The 16967-nt window shown below is 45.5% G+C and carries 10 protein-coding genes; 5 read left to right on the plus strand and 5 right to left on the minus strand.

Features of this window, described 5'->3' with window-relative positions:
- Positions 1–63 precede the first annotated feature (63 nt).
- Positions 64–1746 (minus strand): hypothetical protein, encoded by a 1683-nt coding sequence (locus tag B050_RS0117600; protein ID WP_018475273.1) that lies wholly within the window; start codon positions 1744–1746, stop codon positions 64–66.
- Positions 1747–1936: 190 nt separating this feature from the next.
- Here B050_RS0117600 and B050_RS0117605 point away from each other — a divergent pair, with 190 nt between their 5' ends.
- From B050_RS0117605 to B050_RS0117630, 5 genes are all read left to right on the plus strand, one after another.
- Positions 1937–3505, plus strand: coding sequence for a glycerol-3-phosphate dehydrogenase/oxidase (locus B050_RS0117605; RefSeq protein WP_018475274.1), 1569 nt, complete (start codon positions 1937–1939; stop codon positions 3503–3505).
- A 2-nt stretch (positions 3506–3507) separates the two neighbouring features.
- Positions 3508–5010, plus strand: coding sequence for a glycerol kinase GlpK (gene glpK, locus B050_RS0117610; protein WP_018475275.1), 1503 nt, complete (start codon positions 3508–3510; stop codon positions 5008–5010).
- 40 nt (positions 5011–5050) lie between these two features.
- The gene (locus B050_RS0117615; RefSeq protein WP_018475276.1) at positions 5051–5779 is read left to right on the plus strand and encodes an MIP/aquaporin family protein; all 729 of its coding nucleotides are present in this window, start codon (positions 5051–5053) and stop codon (positions 5777–5779) included.
- 216 nt (positions 5780–5995) lie between these two features.
- Positions 5996–7192, plus strand: coding sequence for a hypothetical protein (locus tag B050_RS0117625; RefSeq protein WP_018475278.1), 1197 nt, complete (start codon positions 5996–5998; stop codon positions 7190–7192).
- A gap of 345 nt (positions 7193–7537) precedes the next feature.
- Positions 7538–8140: a DUF3244 domain-containing protein gene (locus tag B050_RS0117630; protein ID WP_018475279.1), complete on the plus strand. Its 603-nt coding sequence runs from the start codon at positions 7538–7540 to the stop codon at positions 8138–8140.
- Between the two features lie 244 nt (positions 8141–8384).
- Here the strand turns inward: B050_RS0117630 and B050_RS0117635 are convergent, their stop codons facing one another.
- The 4 genes from B050_RS0117635 to B050_RS0117655 all read right to left on the minus strand — a co-directional run bounded on the left by B050_RS0117635 (position 8385) and on the right by B050_RS0117655 (position 15928).
- Positions 8385–9806 carry a sialate O-acetylesterase gene (locus tag B050_RS0117635; protein ID WP_018475280.1) on the minus strand — a complete coding sequence of 474 codons (1422 nt, stop codon included), beginning with the start codon at positions 9804–9806 and terminating at the stop codon, positions 8385–8387.
- 183 nt (positions 9807–9989) lie between these two features.
- The gene (locus B050_RS0117640) at positions 9990–13424 is read right to left on the minus strand and encodes a glycosyl hydrolase (RefSeq protein WP_018475281.1); all 3435 of its coding nucleotides are present in this window, start codon (positions 13422–13424) and stop codon (positions 9990–9992) included.
- A gap of 130 nt (positions 13425–13554) precedes the next feature.
- Positions 13555–14691, minus strand: a complete 1137-nt coding sequence (locus tag B050_RS0117650; protein WP_018475283.1) for a glycoside hydrolase family protein — start codon at positions 14689–14691, stop codon at positions 13555–13557.
- A 166-nt stretch (positions 14692–14857) separates the two neighbouring features.
- Positions 14858–15928 (minus strand): transporter substrate-binding domain-containing protein, encoded by a 1071-nt coding sequence (locus B050_RS0117655; RefSeq protein WP_018475284.1) that lies wholly within the window; start codon positions 15926–15928, stop codon positions 14858–14860.
- Positions 15929–16967 lie beyond the last annotated feature (1039 nt).

Raw genomic sequence — 16967 nt, forward strand, 5'->3', positions numbered from 1 at the left:
GGTATCTATTCGGGTATCTAACGACCATTGCGTTATCCGAGTTGACCAAATATGTTATTACAATTAATAGTTATAGCGCTCACGCGCAATATTGAGCCGTAAGGCGACAGAAGTCATCTGCGTGGAAGTCGTCTCGGCTTCCTCTATCTTATTTCGCCGATAACTGTGCCCCAAATCTACAAACAGATTATGCTTTAGCATATATGTGGCAGTAAAAGTACCCATAAACAGTTCGTTTTTTATGCCTTGGCCAATCTTATGTCCATAAAGCCCAAAATCATCATTGCCTTCCAGGCGATTTTTGAGGATATCTCCGCCCCTATTGGTATCCTCATTCGGATCCTCCCCATACAGGTGATAGACGCCCGTGAAGTCAAAGCTCAGCTTAGGCAAAGGCTGATATTTCAACACCGCAATTAACTCCCGGAAATTCGCTCCCAATGGGTGAGTGATCGGCGTGAGATAATTGGTATAGGATTGATGTTCAAATTTCTCCTGAAAGGTATAAGGTCGGACTTGGTTGTACTCGACTTGCAGATCCAGATTAGACACTTTAAACATATCGATATACTTATACCCAAGCTGAATGGCGTGCTTATTCCTCTTGGAGTTTTTGCCATCTATGCCAAAAAACTCTCCAAATACAAATTCATCCAGGGCAAATTGCCCGTACCATTGCATATTACGGTTCATATTCCACTTGAAATCAGTCCCCAGCATGACCTTATCGGGTGTTCCCAGCTGATGCTCTGCCCATCTATAAAAAATGACGGGATTGAAATAAGACCAATCCGCCTGACTCGCCATGACGGACTCAAACACCCCTATATTGAGTCGCTTTCCTATATTGGCCGACAGGCGATGAAGAGAAAACCACTTCTGCGGATACCTACCATCCTCAGGCCTATTGCGAGCATTGAGGAATACATCCGCGGTCATCTGCGCCCATATGCTGGTGTATTGCAGTTTCCATATATTGACATCCAGCTTCAGGAACATATACGGATTGGAAAAATCAGATAGGATCATGGATCGATAGCCATTCCCAATAAAATTGCGGTCATGGCCTACCTGCGCAGCGATATGCTTAGAGACCTGAAAGGTCAAATAGCCTCTTGCAGCAAAATAACTATAGCCGTGATCACCATAAGGCTTCCAAAAACCCTGGCCAGGTACCGCGCCATGATCATCTATATAATCCTCGATCCAGGAAGGGAAAATGGCTTCATTACTACTGAGGTAGGTGTAAAATCCCACCTTCCGATCAATACTTCCTCGTATCTCTATCCCCCGGGTATTTCGGAAATTCATCTCCTCGACGGCAGACTCCGTGCCTCCACGGAAGTAGATTACAGGATTGATATGAACATCAAAATCCTTATTCCTGAAATAATAAAAATCAGAAGGGCGTTGATATATGGTCTTCCATAAAGACTTCTTAGAAAGGGTGCTGTCCTGGGAAAATTCCCAGTTGTCTTGTCTTAGGTATTGTCTGTTAAATGCATCCACCCTACTGGAGGTCGGCACATTTACGCTATCAAGAAACTCCACTAGTCTATCGCGACGCAGGGGTTTGGTATTTAGAGAAAGCTCTGGTACCATCTGTCCATTCCTTATCTCCAGCCTATCTAAGAGATGATAGTATTCGCGGTCAAAAGAGACATAAGCACTCTGAGCTTGCAGACATAAAGGGGTCAACAGACCGACCATCATCAAGGCATTCATCACTACTATTTTCCACTTCATCTTACAAATTTACATTAATCTATTGATCCTTCTGGCACGAAATTTCCATAAAGCGTAAAAAGTCAAGAATTTCGGAGGCAAAAATCAAGGTTAAATACCGAGGAAATATCCGATTTATAAAAGTCAAATTAGCCTAAACTAAAGATTTTCCCTAAATTATAAAGATAAAATCTACAACCAACCACAACCCATGAACAGAACTCAAAACCTAGAACAATTAGACAATCAAAAAACTTGGGACATCGCAATAATTGGAGGGGGATCATCGGGTCTGGGAGTGGCGTTGGATGCATTATCAAGAGGACTGAGTGTGGTCTTACTTGAGCGCGCGGATTTTGCGACGGGCACCTCCAGCAGGAGCACCAAATTGGTCCATGGCGGCGTGCGCTATCTAGCCCAAGGTGATTTATTTCTCGTCTGGGAAGCCCTACGAGAGCGTGGAAGAATCCTCAGCAACGCCCCACACCTGGCCAATACCCAGCCCTTTATCATCCCTATTTACAGCCATTCGACCAAGTATTTCTATACTGTAGGCCTCAAATTTTACGATTGGATGTCGGGCTGGCTAAGCTTGGGAGACTCTTACTTCATTCCCAAGAAGGAAGCCGTGGCCAGGTTGCCACAGATCCAGAGCAAAGGTCTTCTCGGGGGCGTGGTCTATCATGATGGGGGATTTGATGATGCCAGGCTGGCCCTGAGCATTGCCCAGACCTGTGATGATATGGGAGGCGCCATACTGAATTATACGAAGGTCACCTCCCTTACCAAGGATGAATCCGGCAAGGTATCAGGCCTGAAAGTCCGAGATCTGATCAATAGAAAAAACTATGAGATCAAGGCCAAGATGGTGGTCAATGCAACAGGGGTATTTGCCGATAAGATCCTCAAAATGGATAAAGAGGATAGCCCTAGAATGATCCAGCCCAGCCAAGGCGTACATATTGTCCTGCCAAAAGAATTTTTAGGAGGCAGCGATGCCTTGATGATCCCCAAGACCTCCGACGGCAGAGTGCTATTTGCAGTACCATGGAAAGACAAGCTAGTGGTGGGCACCACGGATACGATCCGGGAAAAGGCCAAAATGGAACCCGAAGCCTTGGCCAGAGAGGTGAATTTTATATTGAACACCGCCGGCTTATACCTCAGCAAGAAACCCACCAGGGAGGATGTGCTATCTGTTTACGCAGGTTTGCGTCCCTTGGCCGCACCCTCTAAAGGCAGCGTAAAAACCAAAGAAATATCCAGAAACCATAAAGTAATCCTGTCTGACACTGGCTTGGTAACCCTGACCGGTGGCAAGTGGACCACTTTCCGAAAAATGGGAGAAGATACCGTGGACCATTTCCCTCGGCTAACAGGAGAAAAGATCCCCGACAGCAAATCATGGGAACTCAAGCTGCATGGCTATGATCTGGCGATGCTGGATGATCCACATTGGAAAAAATACGGCAGTGATGCGGTAAAGATCCTCACTATGATCAAGAAAAATCACGAGCTCGCCCGACTGCTCCATCCCAATTATCCCTTCACCGCTGGCGAGGTGGTCTGGGCAGTAAGAGAAGAAATGGCCTTGAAAGTGGAGGATGTCCTTTCCCGCAGGATGCGAATACTACTAATGGACGCCCGGGCATCCATAGAAATGGCCCCAAAAGTGGCCGAGCTAATGGCTAAGGAGCTAGAATATGATCAGGAATGGATAGACAAGGAGATTGCTGAATTTACCAATTTGGCGAATAAATATATATTAAAAACCCATTAATAATGACCCAGGAGAAGCAATACATCATGGCTTTGGACCAAGGAACTACGAGTTCAAGAGCCATAATTTTTGATCACGGCGGAAAGCCCATTGCAATAGCCCAAAAAGATTTTAAACAGCATTTTCCAAAAAGTGGATGGGTGGAGCATGACCCTGCGGAGATCTGGAGCTCGCAGGCTTCGGTGATCCTGGAGGCCATTGCCAAGGTGGAAATCAAGCCTAAGCAGCTGGCGGCAATAGGAATTACCAACCAGCGCGAAACAACAATCATGTGGGATCGGGACACTGGCAAGCCCGTATATAAGGCCATAGTATGGCAGGACAGGCGTACCAGCTCCTACTGTCACCAGCTCAAGAAGCAAGGTCATGAGGAAATGGTCACCAAAAAAACAGGGCTTATCATTGACTCTTACTTTTCGGCTACCAAGATCAAGTGGATACTAGACAATGTGGATGGGGTGCGGGAGAAAGCCGAGCAAGGAAAAATCTGTTTTGGCACCGTGGACAGCTGGTTGATCTGGAAGCTTACACGTGGACAGGAGCATATCACCGATATCACGAATGCTAGCCGTACGATGCTTTATAATATTCACGAGCAGCAGTGGGATGAGGAACTGCTTGAGTTGATGGATATCCCAAGATCAATTTTGCCAGAAGTAAAGTCCAGCAGCGAGCAATACTGCACCACTGCAGGCGATGTACTATCAGCCAAGATCCCCATAGCAGGAATCGCAGGCGACCAGCAGGCGGCCTTATTTGGCCAGAGATGTACCTCCCCGGGAATGGCAAAAACCACTTATGGCACAGGCTGCTTCCTGGTAATGAACACAGGGTCTAGCCCGGTAAGCTCCGAGAACAAACTGCTGACGACCATTGCCTGGAAGATTGGCGATGAAGTCACCTACGCATTGGAAGGCAGCGTATTCATCGGTGGAGCGGCTATCCAATGGCTTAGAGATGGCTTAGAAATTTTCAACCATGCCAAAGACACAGAGAAGCTCGCCACCAGTTTGGATGGCAATGAAGGGGTGTATTTTGTACCTGCACTTACGGGCTTAGGTGCTCCACACTGGAATCAGGAGGCAAGGGGAGCATTTTTTGGCATCACCAGAGGCACCACTCAGGCGCATTTTGCGCGGGCTGCGCTGGAGGCCATCGCCTATCAGGTGTATGATGTGCTCCATGCCATGGAAAAAGATGCCGGCGACAAAACCCTCGAGATGCGGGTGGATGGCGGCGCCTCCGCCAATGACTTCCTCATGCAGTTCCAGGCGGACCTCATCCGCAGCAAGGTACGAAGGCCAAAAATCACCGAAACCACCGCCCTGGGTGCTGCCTATCTCGCCGGACTGGCAGTCGGCTACTGGAAAAGCACCGAAGAGCTTCATGATTTATGGGAGGAAGACGCTTCCTTCGAACCAAAATCAGAGGAAAAAGAAATGAAAGATAAGCTTCATTTCTGGCACAAAGCCGTAAAAAGAAGTATGGATTGGGTGGAAGAATAATTTACCCAATCCATTCCCATCATAGCCCAAAAACACCATTATGAACATTTATATTGCTGAGTTTATAGGCACCGGCCTGCTGATATTAATCGGTTCGGGGGTGGTAGCCAATGTAGTATTAAACCAGACCAAAGGCCATCAAGGTGGCTGGATGGTAATCACAACCGCCTGGGCACTGGGAGTATTTATTGGGGTGGTGGTCGCTGGTCCCCATAGTGGCGCTCACCTGAATCCTGCCGTAAGCATAGGCTTGGCAATTGCCGGAATTTTTGACTGGGCGCTGGTCCCAGGCTATACCCTCGCCCAGGTGGCAGGCGCTGCGGCTGGTGCATGCATCTCTTGGCTCATCTATAAGGATCATTTTGATGCTACCGACGACCCCAACCTGAAATTTGCGCCCTTTGCCACCGCGCCAGCAATCAGAAATTTATCCTCCAACTTCTTTTCAGAGGTGGTGGGCACCTTCGTTTTGATCTTAGTCATCCTCTATTCTACTGGAGCAAACCTTGAGGACCTCAATAATACGCCGATAGGCCTCGGCGCCTTGGGGGCAGTACCGGTAGCCTTTCTGGTATGGGCCATCGGTCTGGCATTAGGAGGCACCACCGGATATGCGATCAACCCTGCGCGTGATCTCGGTCCACGCCTCGCTCATCAATTATTACCCATCAAGGGTAAGGGTAGCAGCGACTGGGCTTATAGCTGGGTACCCATTGCCGGACCATTACTTGGAGCTTCCCTGGCCGCAGGGTTATTCCTGGTTTTATAGAAGGCAATAGTATTGTTTCATCTACTAATCATCATCCTCAGGAAGGGGAGGTAATTATTTAGGTGAATATCAATAGTTGTGAATGTCCTTAATTATATGATATCCGGGGCAAATAATTTTCCCGTAAAGGATACAGGAAGCATATTGCTCGCTATATTTGGTTTGAAATCTGATAAACCAGATAAGGCACCTTATCCTTAATTAGTAAAAATCACCATGCGCAATTATACTTACTTCACACTTACGAGCATTTGCATCTTTGGCTTATTGGCACAGGGATGTGGAAATTCCACCCAACAATCCGATCAAGGACCTGAGCATGAAGTGGAACTGGAGTTGGTAGATTCCATTATGGTGGACAAGCTGGAGCCATTGGTTATCGATGATTATAGAAGTGATTTAGGCTACTTTTTGTTTCGTGAAACTAAATCCAGGAAGCCCATCCTGACGGATGAAAAAGGCACTATTCTGAAGGAATTTGATATTCTGAACGAGGGTCCCGACGGAATGGGGAGCTATGGCACAGGTTACCGACTGATGGATGAGCAGCAATGGGTAGCGCAAAACCTGATGACAGGATTCTTTACCTATGACTACCAAGGCCATCAACTCGGAAAATTTGCGCCAGAAACAGCTGGGTTATTTTCCATTTCAGTTTTCTCAGGTCGGACCAAGTTCACTCCTATCAAAAAAAATGGAGACTGGCATTTATTGGCGGAGGAGCCAAATGTCTTTGACCATAAGGCCATCGACGCAGAGCAGCTAGGTGCAGTATTTTATGACCAAGCCAAGTCACTCATTGATATGAACCTAAGCTCCGGAGAGCAAAAGCTTCTGACGAGCTATCCGGATGGCTGGGAGCCCAAGGTCTCCCAACGCTATATCGGAAATGCTTTTCCATTGTTGGCCATCAACCAGCACAGCCTTAAGATGGGGGTGCTTCCCACTGCGGGCAACCAACTCTTTATATTTGATTACTCTGGCGAGGAGCCCATCCTTAGGGATACGGTGATGCTAAGTCACAGGCATCGCCCGGAGCAGGCTCCGAAGGCAGCCTCCTCTGAGGATCGCTGGCAGGATGATTACCCTGTATTCACCGATCTCAGAGTATGGAAGGATGGATTCCTGGTGGGTTTTCATACCCGCATCCCCGCAGAGGTCATGAAATCCCTCAGAGCTAAGAGTGAAGAATACTATAAACTCCCCGAATTCAAGGTGGCTTCAAAGCAGTACGCAAAGCCTTATTATATCGTAATAAGGGACGGAAAACAATTTGGGGTAATAAATAAACTACCAATTGATGGAAATGTAGATTTCATGGATGAAGAGGGTTTTATTTATATCAATAATAACAGTTCTCCCGAAATTGAGCGAGATTATAATGTTTTTTACAAGCTGAAAATAAAAAATTAAAAAAAATTATATTCATTTTTTCAGGTATCAAAATATCAAATTTGTAAAGAATGGCACCGATCTAAGGCTCTTACTGATGGAATTGGCAGTCGCAAACGGTTTCGGGTTTCAAAAGATTAAAACAAGGGTAAAATTGCGGGTATTTTGCCAAATTGTTAACAAATGATATTTTTTATTAATGTATTTGCAATTACAACTAGCTTTCTTTACGTTTGAGGTATAATCACGTGATCTACTAATTAATAGTACCTGCCCAAAATAATTAGCCTCAGAAAAACCGGGATCAAAATGATGAACGGGAGGTTTGTAAAGTGTTAAATTCTTAACCCTTCAAACAACAAAACCATGAGATTAATTATTGCAACTCTAATCGCGGTGTGCATTTCAGCAACTGTCACTGCCCGCCCAGCAGGTCAAAAAGACCTCAACAAAGAAAAAGAAGCTAAAGCTGTTCTCGAAAACTTAGGAGACAACAAAGTACAATTGAAATTTTTGACCCAGCCACACGGAAAAGTTTTGGTAAGGATCAAAAACGCCAACAGCAATGTGATTTTCAAAGAAATCATCAGCACAGAAAAGGAGTTCAAAAAGAACTATGACCTTTCTGCTCTTGCAAAGGGCGACTACGAATTGGAAGTATTCACCCGTCAGGATGGTACAATCGGCAATTTTGACATCAGCCTTGGCGAAGAGAAGTCTGCTGGATCCAATTATTTCACCAAAGTAAAAGTACTAAGCGACGATAAAATCGCATTGCTTATCAAGGCTAATGGTGCAAACAAAAAGTACGTTAGAATCCTGGATCAAGGACATGTGATTTTCGAAGATTCATTCGAGGGCAATAAGTATGGAAAGCTTTTCAATTTTGAAAAAGTGAGCTCTGTAAAAGACCTTGTATTCGAAGTAAGAGACGAAAAAGGAGACGGGAAATACCTTTCTGCTCTTTAATCCTGAAAGTAAGCATTATCTTATTGCGCCGCGGCGCAAAGGAATAGGAGCTGAAATAGGCAGGAGATCAACCATATTCACTTTAGTCCAAGAATGCGCCATAGTGGTGCCTGGCTAAAGTTTCCAAAAAATCTGGTTTTCATATTCTTCTACCTGCTCCTAATAGCAGCTTCAGGAAACAAAAAACAACCACTATTAACTTACTAAAAAAGGCTGCCTTCGGGCAGCCTTTTTCTATTTTATATTACCACTCATCTGTACGGAAAGAACTTAGAGGCAATCCTCCGGTGCTAAACACCTGGCCCTCCACAAAATTCTTAAAGCCATACCGAACCGCCACCGGCTTTTCGACCGATGGAGAAGAGAGGGTAATGGACTCCCTACCTAGCAGGGCATTGGCAGGATAAAACTTCTTATTTTCTCCTGCGATCTCGAATATAGTCACCTCTTTGCTATAAGAAGTAATTCCATTTGGCGCCGAATCAAATGAAAGAATGGCCGTGCTTCCCTTATATTCTACACCAGAGAGCTCAGGACTTTCATATTCAAATCCTTCGATACCATATGTTTTTGCCAGTGCCAAATAAGCCAACCGCAGGCTGCCAGTTTTTTTATCAGCTGGGTGAATAAGTGTTTTTTCTCCAATATCCATCAAGACAGCCATTCCACTATTAGGTATCCGCTTATTGGCCTTACGCTGAGCATCTCTCAAATAAGCTGAATTCCTTTTCTCCACATACTGATTATCAGTAAGATCACCATAATCAAAAGGGGCAATTTGGGCATAATAAAAAGGAAATTCTCCTAGCGCCCAGGATTGACGCCACTCTTTCAGCATGGTCACCATTAGCTCCTCATATTGCTCTGGACGCCCATTATTGGACTCCCCTTGATACCATATCATGCCCTTGATCCCAAATCCCATTACTGGGCTGATCATCCCATTATACAAGGCTGTCGCGGTACGATTTGGTACTTTTATCTCCTCCTCACTTTGAGGAATCGTGATTTCATCCTTGAAGTCGGCCAACATCTGCTCGCTCATCCAGGCCTCTATATTAGAACCTCCCCAAGACACATGAACTAGGCCAATGGGCACATCCAAACTTTGCTGAAGCTGCTTACCAAAGAACCAAGCGGTGGCACTAAAGCCAGAAGCTACCGCTGGAGAAGCTTCCTCCCATTGCCCTTCAAAGTTCTTTTGCTCCTCCACACTTCCCTTTCTAGGCACTGTGATCAACCTGATTTGGTCATTTTTGGCATTGACAATGGCCTCATTGCCTCCCAATATCGGCTGCCCTGAGAAACCCTTCAGCGGCATCTCCATATTCGACTGTCCCGAGCAGAGCCATACCTCTCCTATAAGCACATTCTCCAATTTCACCTCATCACCATCAGAAATGGTAATCTGATACGGGCCCCCAGCCTTTGGGGTATTCAACTTTAATTGCCATTCTCCCTCCTGATTGGCCTTTACCTGATGTGAATTTCCATCCCATGAGGCCGTAATGGTCACCTCCGCACCCGGACTTGCCCAGCCCCAGATGGGCGCTGGGATCTGCTGCTGCAGGACCATATTATCCGAAAAAATAGAGGGTAAACGCACCTCCGCATAGCTTATCAAACTAGCTGATAAAAAAGCCACGGACATTATAAATTTCTTCATTTTAGCTACTGGTTATCTTTAAAGATTTATTGAATTATAAATATAAACTCCACAATATATAATTATATGATCGATTAAAAGAATATTTAACCTTATCCCCCCCTATTCTCAAAAGAATAAGTAGCTCCACCCTTCCGCTCCACCCACCAGCCTATCTGGATATATCCACTTAAAATGGGCCATTTAGTATTCCTTCAGGATCCTCAGCGGTCCTATCAGTCCAGCTGGCAATAAGGCCTTACCCTCCAGCCGCTCCAGATCTGCAATGGTCGAGGTAATTCGCTCCTCCGCTGGCAAAAGCTGATCTCCCATCAGGCGGTTTGCCCAGGTATTACTCACTTCGATTTCCAGTAGATTCTCCTCTTCCTCTATTGCCTCCGAAATGTACACTTGATACGGGAAAGTCCAGGCTACACCACAGTCCTTTCCATTTATCCGTACCGAGGCAATATTATTCACCTCTCCCAGATATAACCACAAGCGCTCCTTATCCCCAGAGGCCAAGGTAAATTTCTTTCGGTAAATAGCCGTCCCTGAATAGTACTTTATAGAGGGCTCAGGCCTCTCAGTCCACGACACCAGATGCTCAAAGGTCATTATGGACTCAGGTCCGCCATACTCAGGGTCAAACTCCAGCTTCCAAGCCCCATCCAAAGCCATCACTTCTTTATATTCATACCAATTTCGACCAAATGGCCCCTCCTTCTCCGTCTCTTGATCTCTGAAATGCACAAATAAGGACCCATTTGGTGGAAACTTGAGGCTGATAATAGTCCTGTCCTCTTCCTCTATCCACTGTCCGATGGCATATTCCCTATCCACCACAGGATCATACAGCACAGGTTTTCTGCCCATAATTCTAAAAGAAAGTGTTAGCAGCCTTTCTTTAGGCGCTTGGTTGGAGAGGAAATAAAGGTCCTCCTCCTCCGTCCGGCGATGCGCAAAAGCAAAATCCTGATTGAGAGCATGCTCATCATCAGTCACCAGGACATCTGCTGGGATCTCAAGCATTGAAAAATCCGGCTGCTCAAAAGGCAGCGCATACACCCTCCCCCTACCAACCGGCCAAGACGAAGGCTCCGTATCCTCAGCATAACTCCCCGCAAACAACTGAGTAAAAATCTCCTTTAGCCCAGCTTCATCAGCCTTGAAGCCAAGCGTTTTATAGTCGAGCTTCTCCATAAAAACCGTAGCACCATCTTTCACTATTTCTAATATCTTCGCTGCCACCTCCACAGACATTCTTTCCGCATTGGGGTTCATTTTTCGCTTTCCCGGAAATACCAATACCTCATAGGAACTGCCATCTGCAAACCGTACTTTTCCCTCCTCCACATACGCCAGCCGCAATAGCGCATCCTTATTAAACGAATCATAATGGTATCCCCGCAATGGATCGGTCCAGTTTTCAGCATCCGCGATATTGGCGGAATGCTTCACTCCGGCAGGCTTTTCCCTAGTGGGCTGCCCCTCATTTCGCCAGCGAATAACTTCCTCCCTGACCCGATCCTCCCCAAAAAGCCCGGGCAAAACAGGCAGCAGCCGCTCTGGAAGCAGTGCCCGGGAAGGCAGCCCCTCACCCGTAAACACCGCTATGTCTATTACGGGACTGCCCTTTTGCAAATTATGCTGCACTCGTTCGGCATAATCCACCCAGGCTCGGCCAGGCTTCCACCATGTCTGGTCACGCTGAAAATAAAGTCCTATCCCATCCAGCGTCATCCCTGGCTTCCTATCCACCCATGGATTATGGACAAATACATGGTAAAAAAAACGATTCACCCCAAGGGCGTAATTTCGGTCTCCAAGCGTCTTTAACATCCCAGGGTATTCATTCCAGTCCATCCGAAGCTGAGTAAATGCCTCCGCCTGAATGATCTGTTTACCATAAATATGCCCGGCAGATACCGCATCACGCATATCATTTGGCTTATCATGAGTAGGGCTGTTCAGCCAAAACTCCCCTGCTGGCAGGTCCGTAAACCTAAAATGCTCCATCCCATCAGTCACCATAGTGGGCGCCACATTCTCTGCACTAAAAAGCACCCCATTCTTATGCGCCTCCTCCTGTAATGTCCCAAAAAAACTATCCATCACCAGCTCCGAAATAGTCAGCCGCAGATCATATAACAAGCGCTCAGACTGATCTGCACTGATCAGCGGAACCCCGGCTAGGACGGGCAGGAAATCCATAATATCATATCCTCGGCGTGCTAGAAACTCCTTCTCGAACCCTGGAGACCAATTCTGACTCCCTGCTTCCCAGCTGTCGATATGAAATATCTTAAGTACTTCCTCTGCAAGTTCTGGCCCTGCCCTTCGCAAAGCTTCACCATACCATTTGTCAAATTGCAGCCTTACTGCCTTCGCATTAAACTTGTCCACCTCCAAGCCCTTTGCTCCTCCACCCGTATAGTTGGTATGGCCAGTGGAAGTATAGCCAAATCGCATAATCCGCCATTTCCCCCCTGCCCCTACCCATTTTAGGCGGCCATTTTCATCCATTTGCTGGCTTATATTTTTTAATTCTGCAAGTGACACACAGTTTTCTATTGGCAATAAGTCCTGCCCCAGCTCCTCACTTATGCGCCATACCGCTGCCGATTTCCCCTCGTACTGGTCGATCACTGGTCTGGAGGAAAGCGCTATGGTGCTTACCTTAAAGGAAGGCTTCCATTTAGCAGCATCCAAGTCCTCCGCTCCAGGCTCTGTCCCCTGCTTATCATAAACAAATCGATAATATTTTGCGGTGGTTTCCGGGATAGCATGACTATAATCATAATCCCAATCCTGCCACCCATGCCTAGGTGCTTTCAACCTATACACCTCCCTAAAACCCTCCCCATCATCACACACCAACACCCTCAGTCTATGGGCTTGATAGCTATTTCCATGAGTTTTGATCCTAATGGACCTGCAAGTAAAGGCCTTTTCAAATTCATATTGCACCCATCCTTCCTCATTGGTGGCCAAATAATCAGGGCTTCTATCATCCAATAAAAAGTCCAAATCCTCCGAGCTGATATCACTGCTTACGGTGGGTCTATCTATTTCTGAGCTCCGCTCAAAATCATCCCTTACAGGAAATGCAAATACTGCCAAATCCCGATAATAACCCTCATAATTTTCGGGCAGGGCGAGTCTCATATTTTCTCCCGCATGGATATTCACTACGGTGTCTGTCCAAACCACTTTTTGCATGGATAGCTCCGGGCTAATCCACGGCCCACCCGCTACCGCAAACCCATCACAGGCATGCATGGCTAATTTCAAACCGAGTCGATCCGCCTCTTCCATTGCGAAGCGCACCATCTCCCACCATTCTTCTGAGCCTTGCAGAGTGGGAGGGTCTATATGGGCGGGCTCTGCGGGACCTTTGATAGACATCAGATAAGCCCCCGCCAGCCCCGCCTCTCTCATGGCTTCCAGGTCAGCGGTGATCCCCTCTCGAGAGTAGGCCGAATACATCCAATACCAATACACCCAGGGTTTTGCAGGATCATAGTCTTCTTCGCAATCCACTGTGGCGGAGAGCTGACTTACCTGGAAGGCAAAACTGCCCCAAGGAAGGAACGCTAAGACTAGCAAAACAAGAAAAAACACTTTCTGTGCTGACATTATGATGTTTATGGTTTACGATTCTGATGGGTTTAGCTTCCCTGTGGTGACAGGGATTTTATAGCGAAGAAATAGTGATTGGTCTGGCTGGAATATGAAAATCAAAGTAAATACACCTCCCATCATCACCTCATTCCTCTATCGGCAAAAAGTGCTGTTCACTGGTCCCTAAATCCTTGGAAGTAGCCACTGCGATGCCTCTTTGCTCTTTATTATTTACTGCGCAATAAAAATGATATACGACTCCCTCATGCTTCACCACGAAAGATTTATGAGCAAACAGCTCATCATAAGTCTCGGAAGGACGGATCAAATCAGGGCCTGACCAATCTGTCCAATGAATCAGATCTTTAGAAAGCGCAAACCTATTAAAGGCTGAAATCTCCTCCCGGTCTGGCCAGAAGGCCCCAAAATAAAACATGATATAATAGTCTCCCCATTGCTGAATATATGCATCCCCGGATATACCCTTATGATGATTGATGAGGGGCGCATCGCCATACCTCTTCCAGACCTTCATATCATCTGAGACAGCCATGGCGATTCGTTCCGCTCCTTTGGCGGGATGGATGCTATCTCCCCTCGCATTATAATACATGATAAATGGATGCCCCGTATGTCTTTCCTTATCCCAGATCACCGAGCTTTTGTACTGAGTACTATTGTCCCACCATCTTACATCCTGATCTTTTGGACTCAATACAGGTGTCTGAAGGCGGTCCCACTCATGGGCTGTACTTGGATCCCCGGCAGTATAGGCCATGCCTATAGACAGCATCCCTGCCTCATAGCCCCTGGAATTGCCTCCAATATAACTCATCCAATACTGCCCCTGATAGGGCTGTAACTCATAGCTGCCACCCCATACCATCTCCTGAAGCGCTAGGTATCCTGCCTTTTGATTGCTATCCCAATCGGTAGAATCTGAAAAGGACATCACCTTACCCTTATCTTCCCAATGAAGGAGATCCTCACTCTCCGCAAGCCATGTTTCATACCCTCGCCCACCAAAAATCAAGTACATCATATACCATTTTCCATCCTTTCGAAATACCGTGGGGCAGTCCATCTTTAAATCATTTGATGGAGGTACTTTGACTAAACCATACTTAAATGGCGTCTTAATTTCTTCATAGACCTTTTGCAGCTCTGCTTCACTAATGCTGGTCTCAGGCCCTGGCGTAGTAGAAATCTCCTTGCTCCCTGAGCTACAACCTAATGCGAAGAGCAATAGAAAATAGAGGGTGAGGGGTTTTATAATGGTCATGGGCAGTACTCTTTAGGGCTGTTGAAGGCTGTATATTGGATTATTAAAATTACAAAACCCAGCTTCAATACCTTCCTGTGGTATCATGCCTAAGCCTATAAACAAGAAAAGGAAGACCCTATTATTAGTCTTCCTTTTCTTAGATCATTATGTCGATCAGTATTTCTTAATTACTTGTTTGGTTCACCCAATTATCAATGATTTGCTGAATTTCATCGCTTTCTCTCATTTTCAGAATCTCAATATCGATGAGTTTTTTGAGCTCAGAGGCTTCGGGAAATACAAAACCATAATACTGAGGTAGAATATTCTTTTTGCTTAGCACATATTGACTTTCATCATGATTGAGGTAGGTATATTCTAGGGGTATCACATCATATACGACCGCATCCACCTGACCCTTGGCTAGCAAATCATATCCTTCTCGGGCATTGGGAATGGGTACAGGCCTGCCTCCTACAGTGCTGATATTATCGATGATTTTGGGATTATTTGGCACCGCCACCTTCTTACCTTCCAAGTGCAGAATGGAGGTGATCGTCTGATCTTCTCCCTTAATTTGGGAGATAGTGGTCGCAATGCCTGCCACCAAAGAAGTGGCTGTGATCAAGGAAACTATCATCCAAACACTCACCACCCCTCTTCCTGCGAGAGTCTTAGGCGCCAAGTCCCCATAGCCCACTGTGGTCATGGTTACAATAGCCAGCCATACACCATTCCCTATTCCTCTCAAGGTCGATTTCTCCCCTTCCGGTGTAAGTGTTTCCTTCTCCACAAACCATAATATCACTCCCACCAAGGTCAAAGCAAACATTAACCCCAACACTCCAAACAGAAAGGTGGCACTAAAGAGTGGCTTCACATAATCCCAAAACCCCATCTCCACACTGGGTGCCAATATTGCCATCTCGGTTTCAAAAAAGGGCTGAGAAAAAGCCACATGCGCCGCACGGTCCGAATTAATCGTCACCGGCCCAACGAGCACGTCGATTTCCCTGTTCTTTACCGCCTCTATTCCCGCAGTGGTATTTTCATATGGCATCAATTCATAGTCCAAGCCGAGGTGATATGCTAAGTCACGCCATAGACTGACCGATATCCCCTTCGGCTCCGTGCCCTCTATCACAAATGGCTGCGAACCTGTGTAACCCACCCGCAAACTGCTATCTGCGACAGTCTGAGCTTCAGAGGAAAATGTCAAAAACAAATACCCGACTAATAATAGAATTCTGATCATAATATGATTTTTTAACGTTCAAATAATTGAAAAATGGGGAAAGAATTTTCTTTCTGCTTTATGTATTTTCAGCCTGTCGGCTAATAAAATCTCCCTTAGCTTTACCGTCTGAGTTCCATGACATGATAGGACTTGGAGAGAATATATTTTTTAAATCTGAAAATTGATATATCCTGAGTTCGTATTCCCCGATACGCAAGGCGTTAGCCTCTCATTTTTATAATCCAGAGCCTAGTAAGCTTCGCGCTTCGCGCAAAAGGCCTATTTATACTTTAATACACCAATTATCCTTGGCCAAAAAGGGAAAGTAAATTCACAGAAACTGACCATAAAAGAATGCTAAATCGCCAGGCCTCAAAAGCTAAAACTGTATGGAAAATGATCGCAAATACATCTCCTCCAAAAAGAGGGTAGTATAGATCTTCAAATTAATTGCAATCAAAAATTTTGCCGCGATTATAAATGAACCTAAAAAAACAAAAAATTCACCTTTCTAAAGTCCAATATTAGACCTAGTCCCGAGGTGATGATTAGTATTTGCTGCGGGATTATTTAGTGACATTTTGAAGGGATAGTGGAGGTAAAATAGATTTCAACTAATGTTAGTTCATGGCTGACCTCCTTCCTCTATCGCCTGATTAGACCCCATAGTTTCCTATGGGAGCAAAAAAAAGGTAAGATGGGAATTTATCCCCATCCTACCTTAAAACCTAATAAAACCCTATTAAGCCAAAGGTACCGGATAGAAATGGGCTTCGTGTCCTGAACTTACCTGCTTAGAAATAGTATTGGCTTAAATCATGAAAAAACTATTTTTTCTTTACTTTCACCTAAATTTTCTTTTTTCATTTCTGGAAAATAAAGGATTTACTATTAAATTGTACAAGTCAAACAATGCTTCATTATTGTATTAAGCGTTTTAGAAATCATACAAACTGATCTTCCTATGCTTATCATTAAATTCATTACCACCTTTTTTTGATTCCCTTCCTATCGCCTTGCCTAAGGCATTATTTACTATAATTTTTATTTGACAATC

Origin of the sequence: Echinicola pacifica DSM 19836, from assembly GCF_000373245.1 — a bacterium.
GTDB lineage: Bacteria > Bacteroidota > Bacteroidia > Cytophagales > Cyclobacteriaceae > Echinicola > Echinicola pacifica.

Bases quoted from the DNA above. Each gene is read 5' to 3' on its own strand.
- B050_RS0117600 (WP_018475273.1), bottom strand. From the start codon at position 1,746: ATGAAGTGGAAAATAGTAGTGATGAATGCCTTGATGATGGTCGGTCTG.
- B050_RS0117605 (WP_018475274.1), top strand. From the start codon at position 1,937: ATGAACAGAACTCAAAACCTAGAACAATTAGACAATCAAAAAACTTGG.
- glpK (WP_018475275.1), top strand. From the start codon at position 3,508: ATGACCCAGGAGAAGCAATACATCATGGCTTTGGACCAAGGAACTACG.
- B050_RS0117615 (WP_018475276.1), top strand. From the start codon at position 5,051: ATGAACATTTATATTGCTGAGTTTATAGGCACCGGCCTGCTGATATTA.
- B050_RS0117625 (WP_018475278.1), top strand. From the start codon at position 5,996: ATGCGCAATTATACTTACTTCACACTTACGAGCATTTGCATCTTTGGC.
- B050_RS0117630 (WP_018475279.1), top strand. From the start codon at position 7,538: ATGAGATTAATTATTGCAACTCTAATCGCGGTGTGCATTTCAGCAACT.
- B050_RS0117635 (WP_018475280.1), bottom strand. From the start codon at position 9,806: ATGAAGAAATTTATAATGTCCGTGGCTTTTTTATCAGCTAGTTTGATA.
- B050_RS0117640 (WP_018475281.1), bottom strand. From the start codon at position 13,424: ATGTCAGCACAGAAAGTGTTTTTTCTTGTTTTGCTAGTCTTAGCGTTC.
- B050_RS0117650 (WP_018475283.1), bottom strand. From the start codon at position 14,691: ATGACCATTATAAAACCCCTCACCCTCTATTTTCTATTGCTCTTCGCA.
- B050_RS0117655 (WP_018475284.1), bottom strand. From the start codon at position 15,928: ATGATCAGAATTCTATTATTAGTCGGGTATTTGTTTTTGACATTTTCC.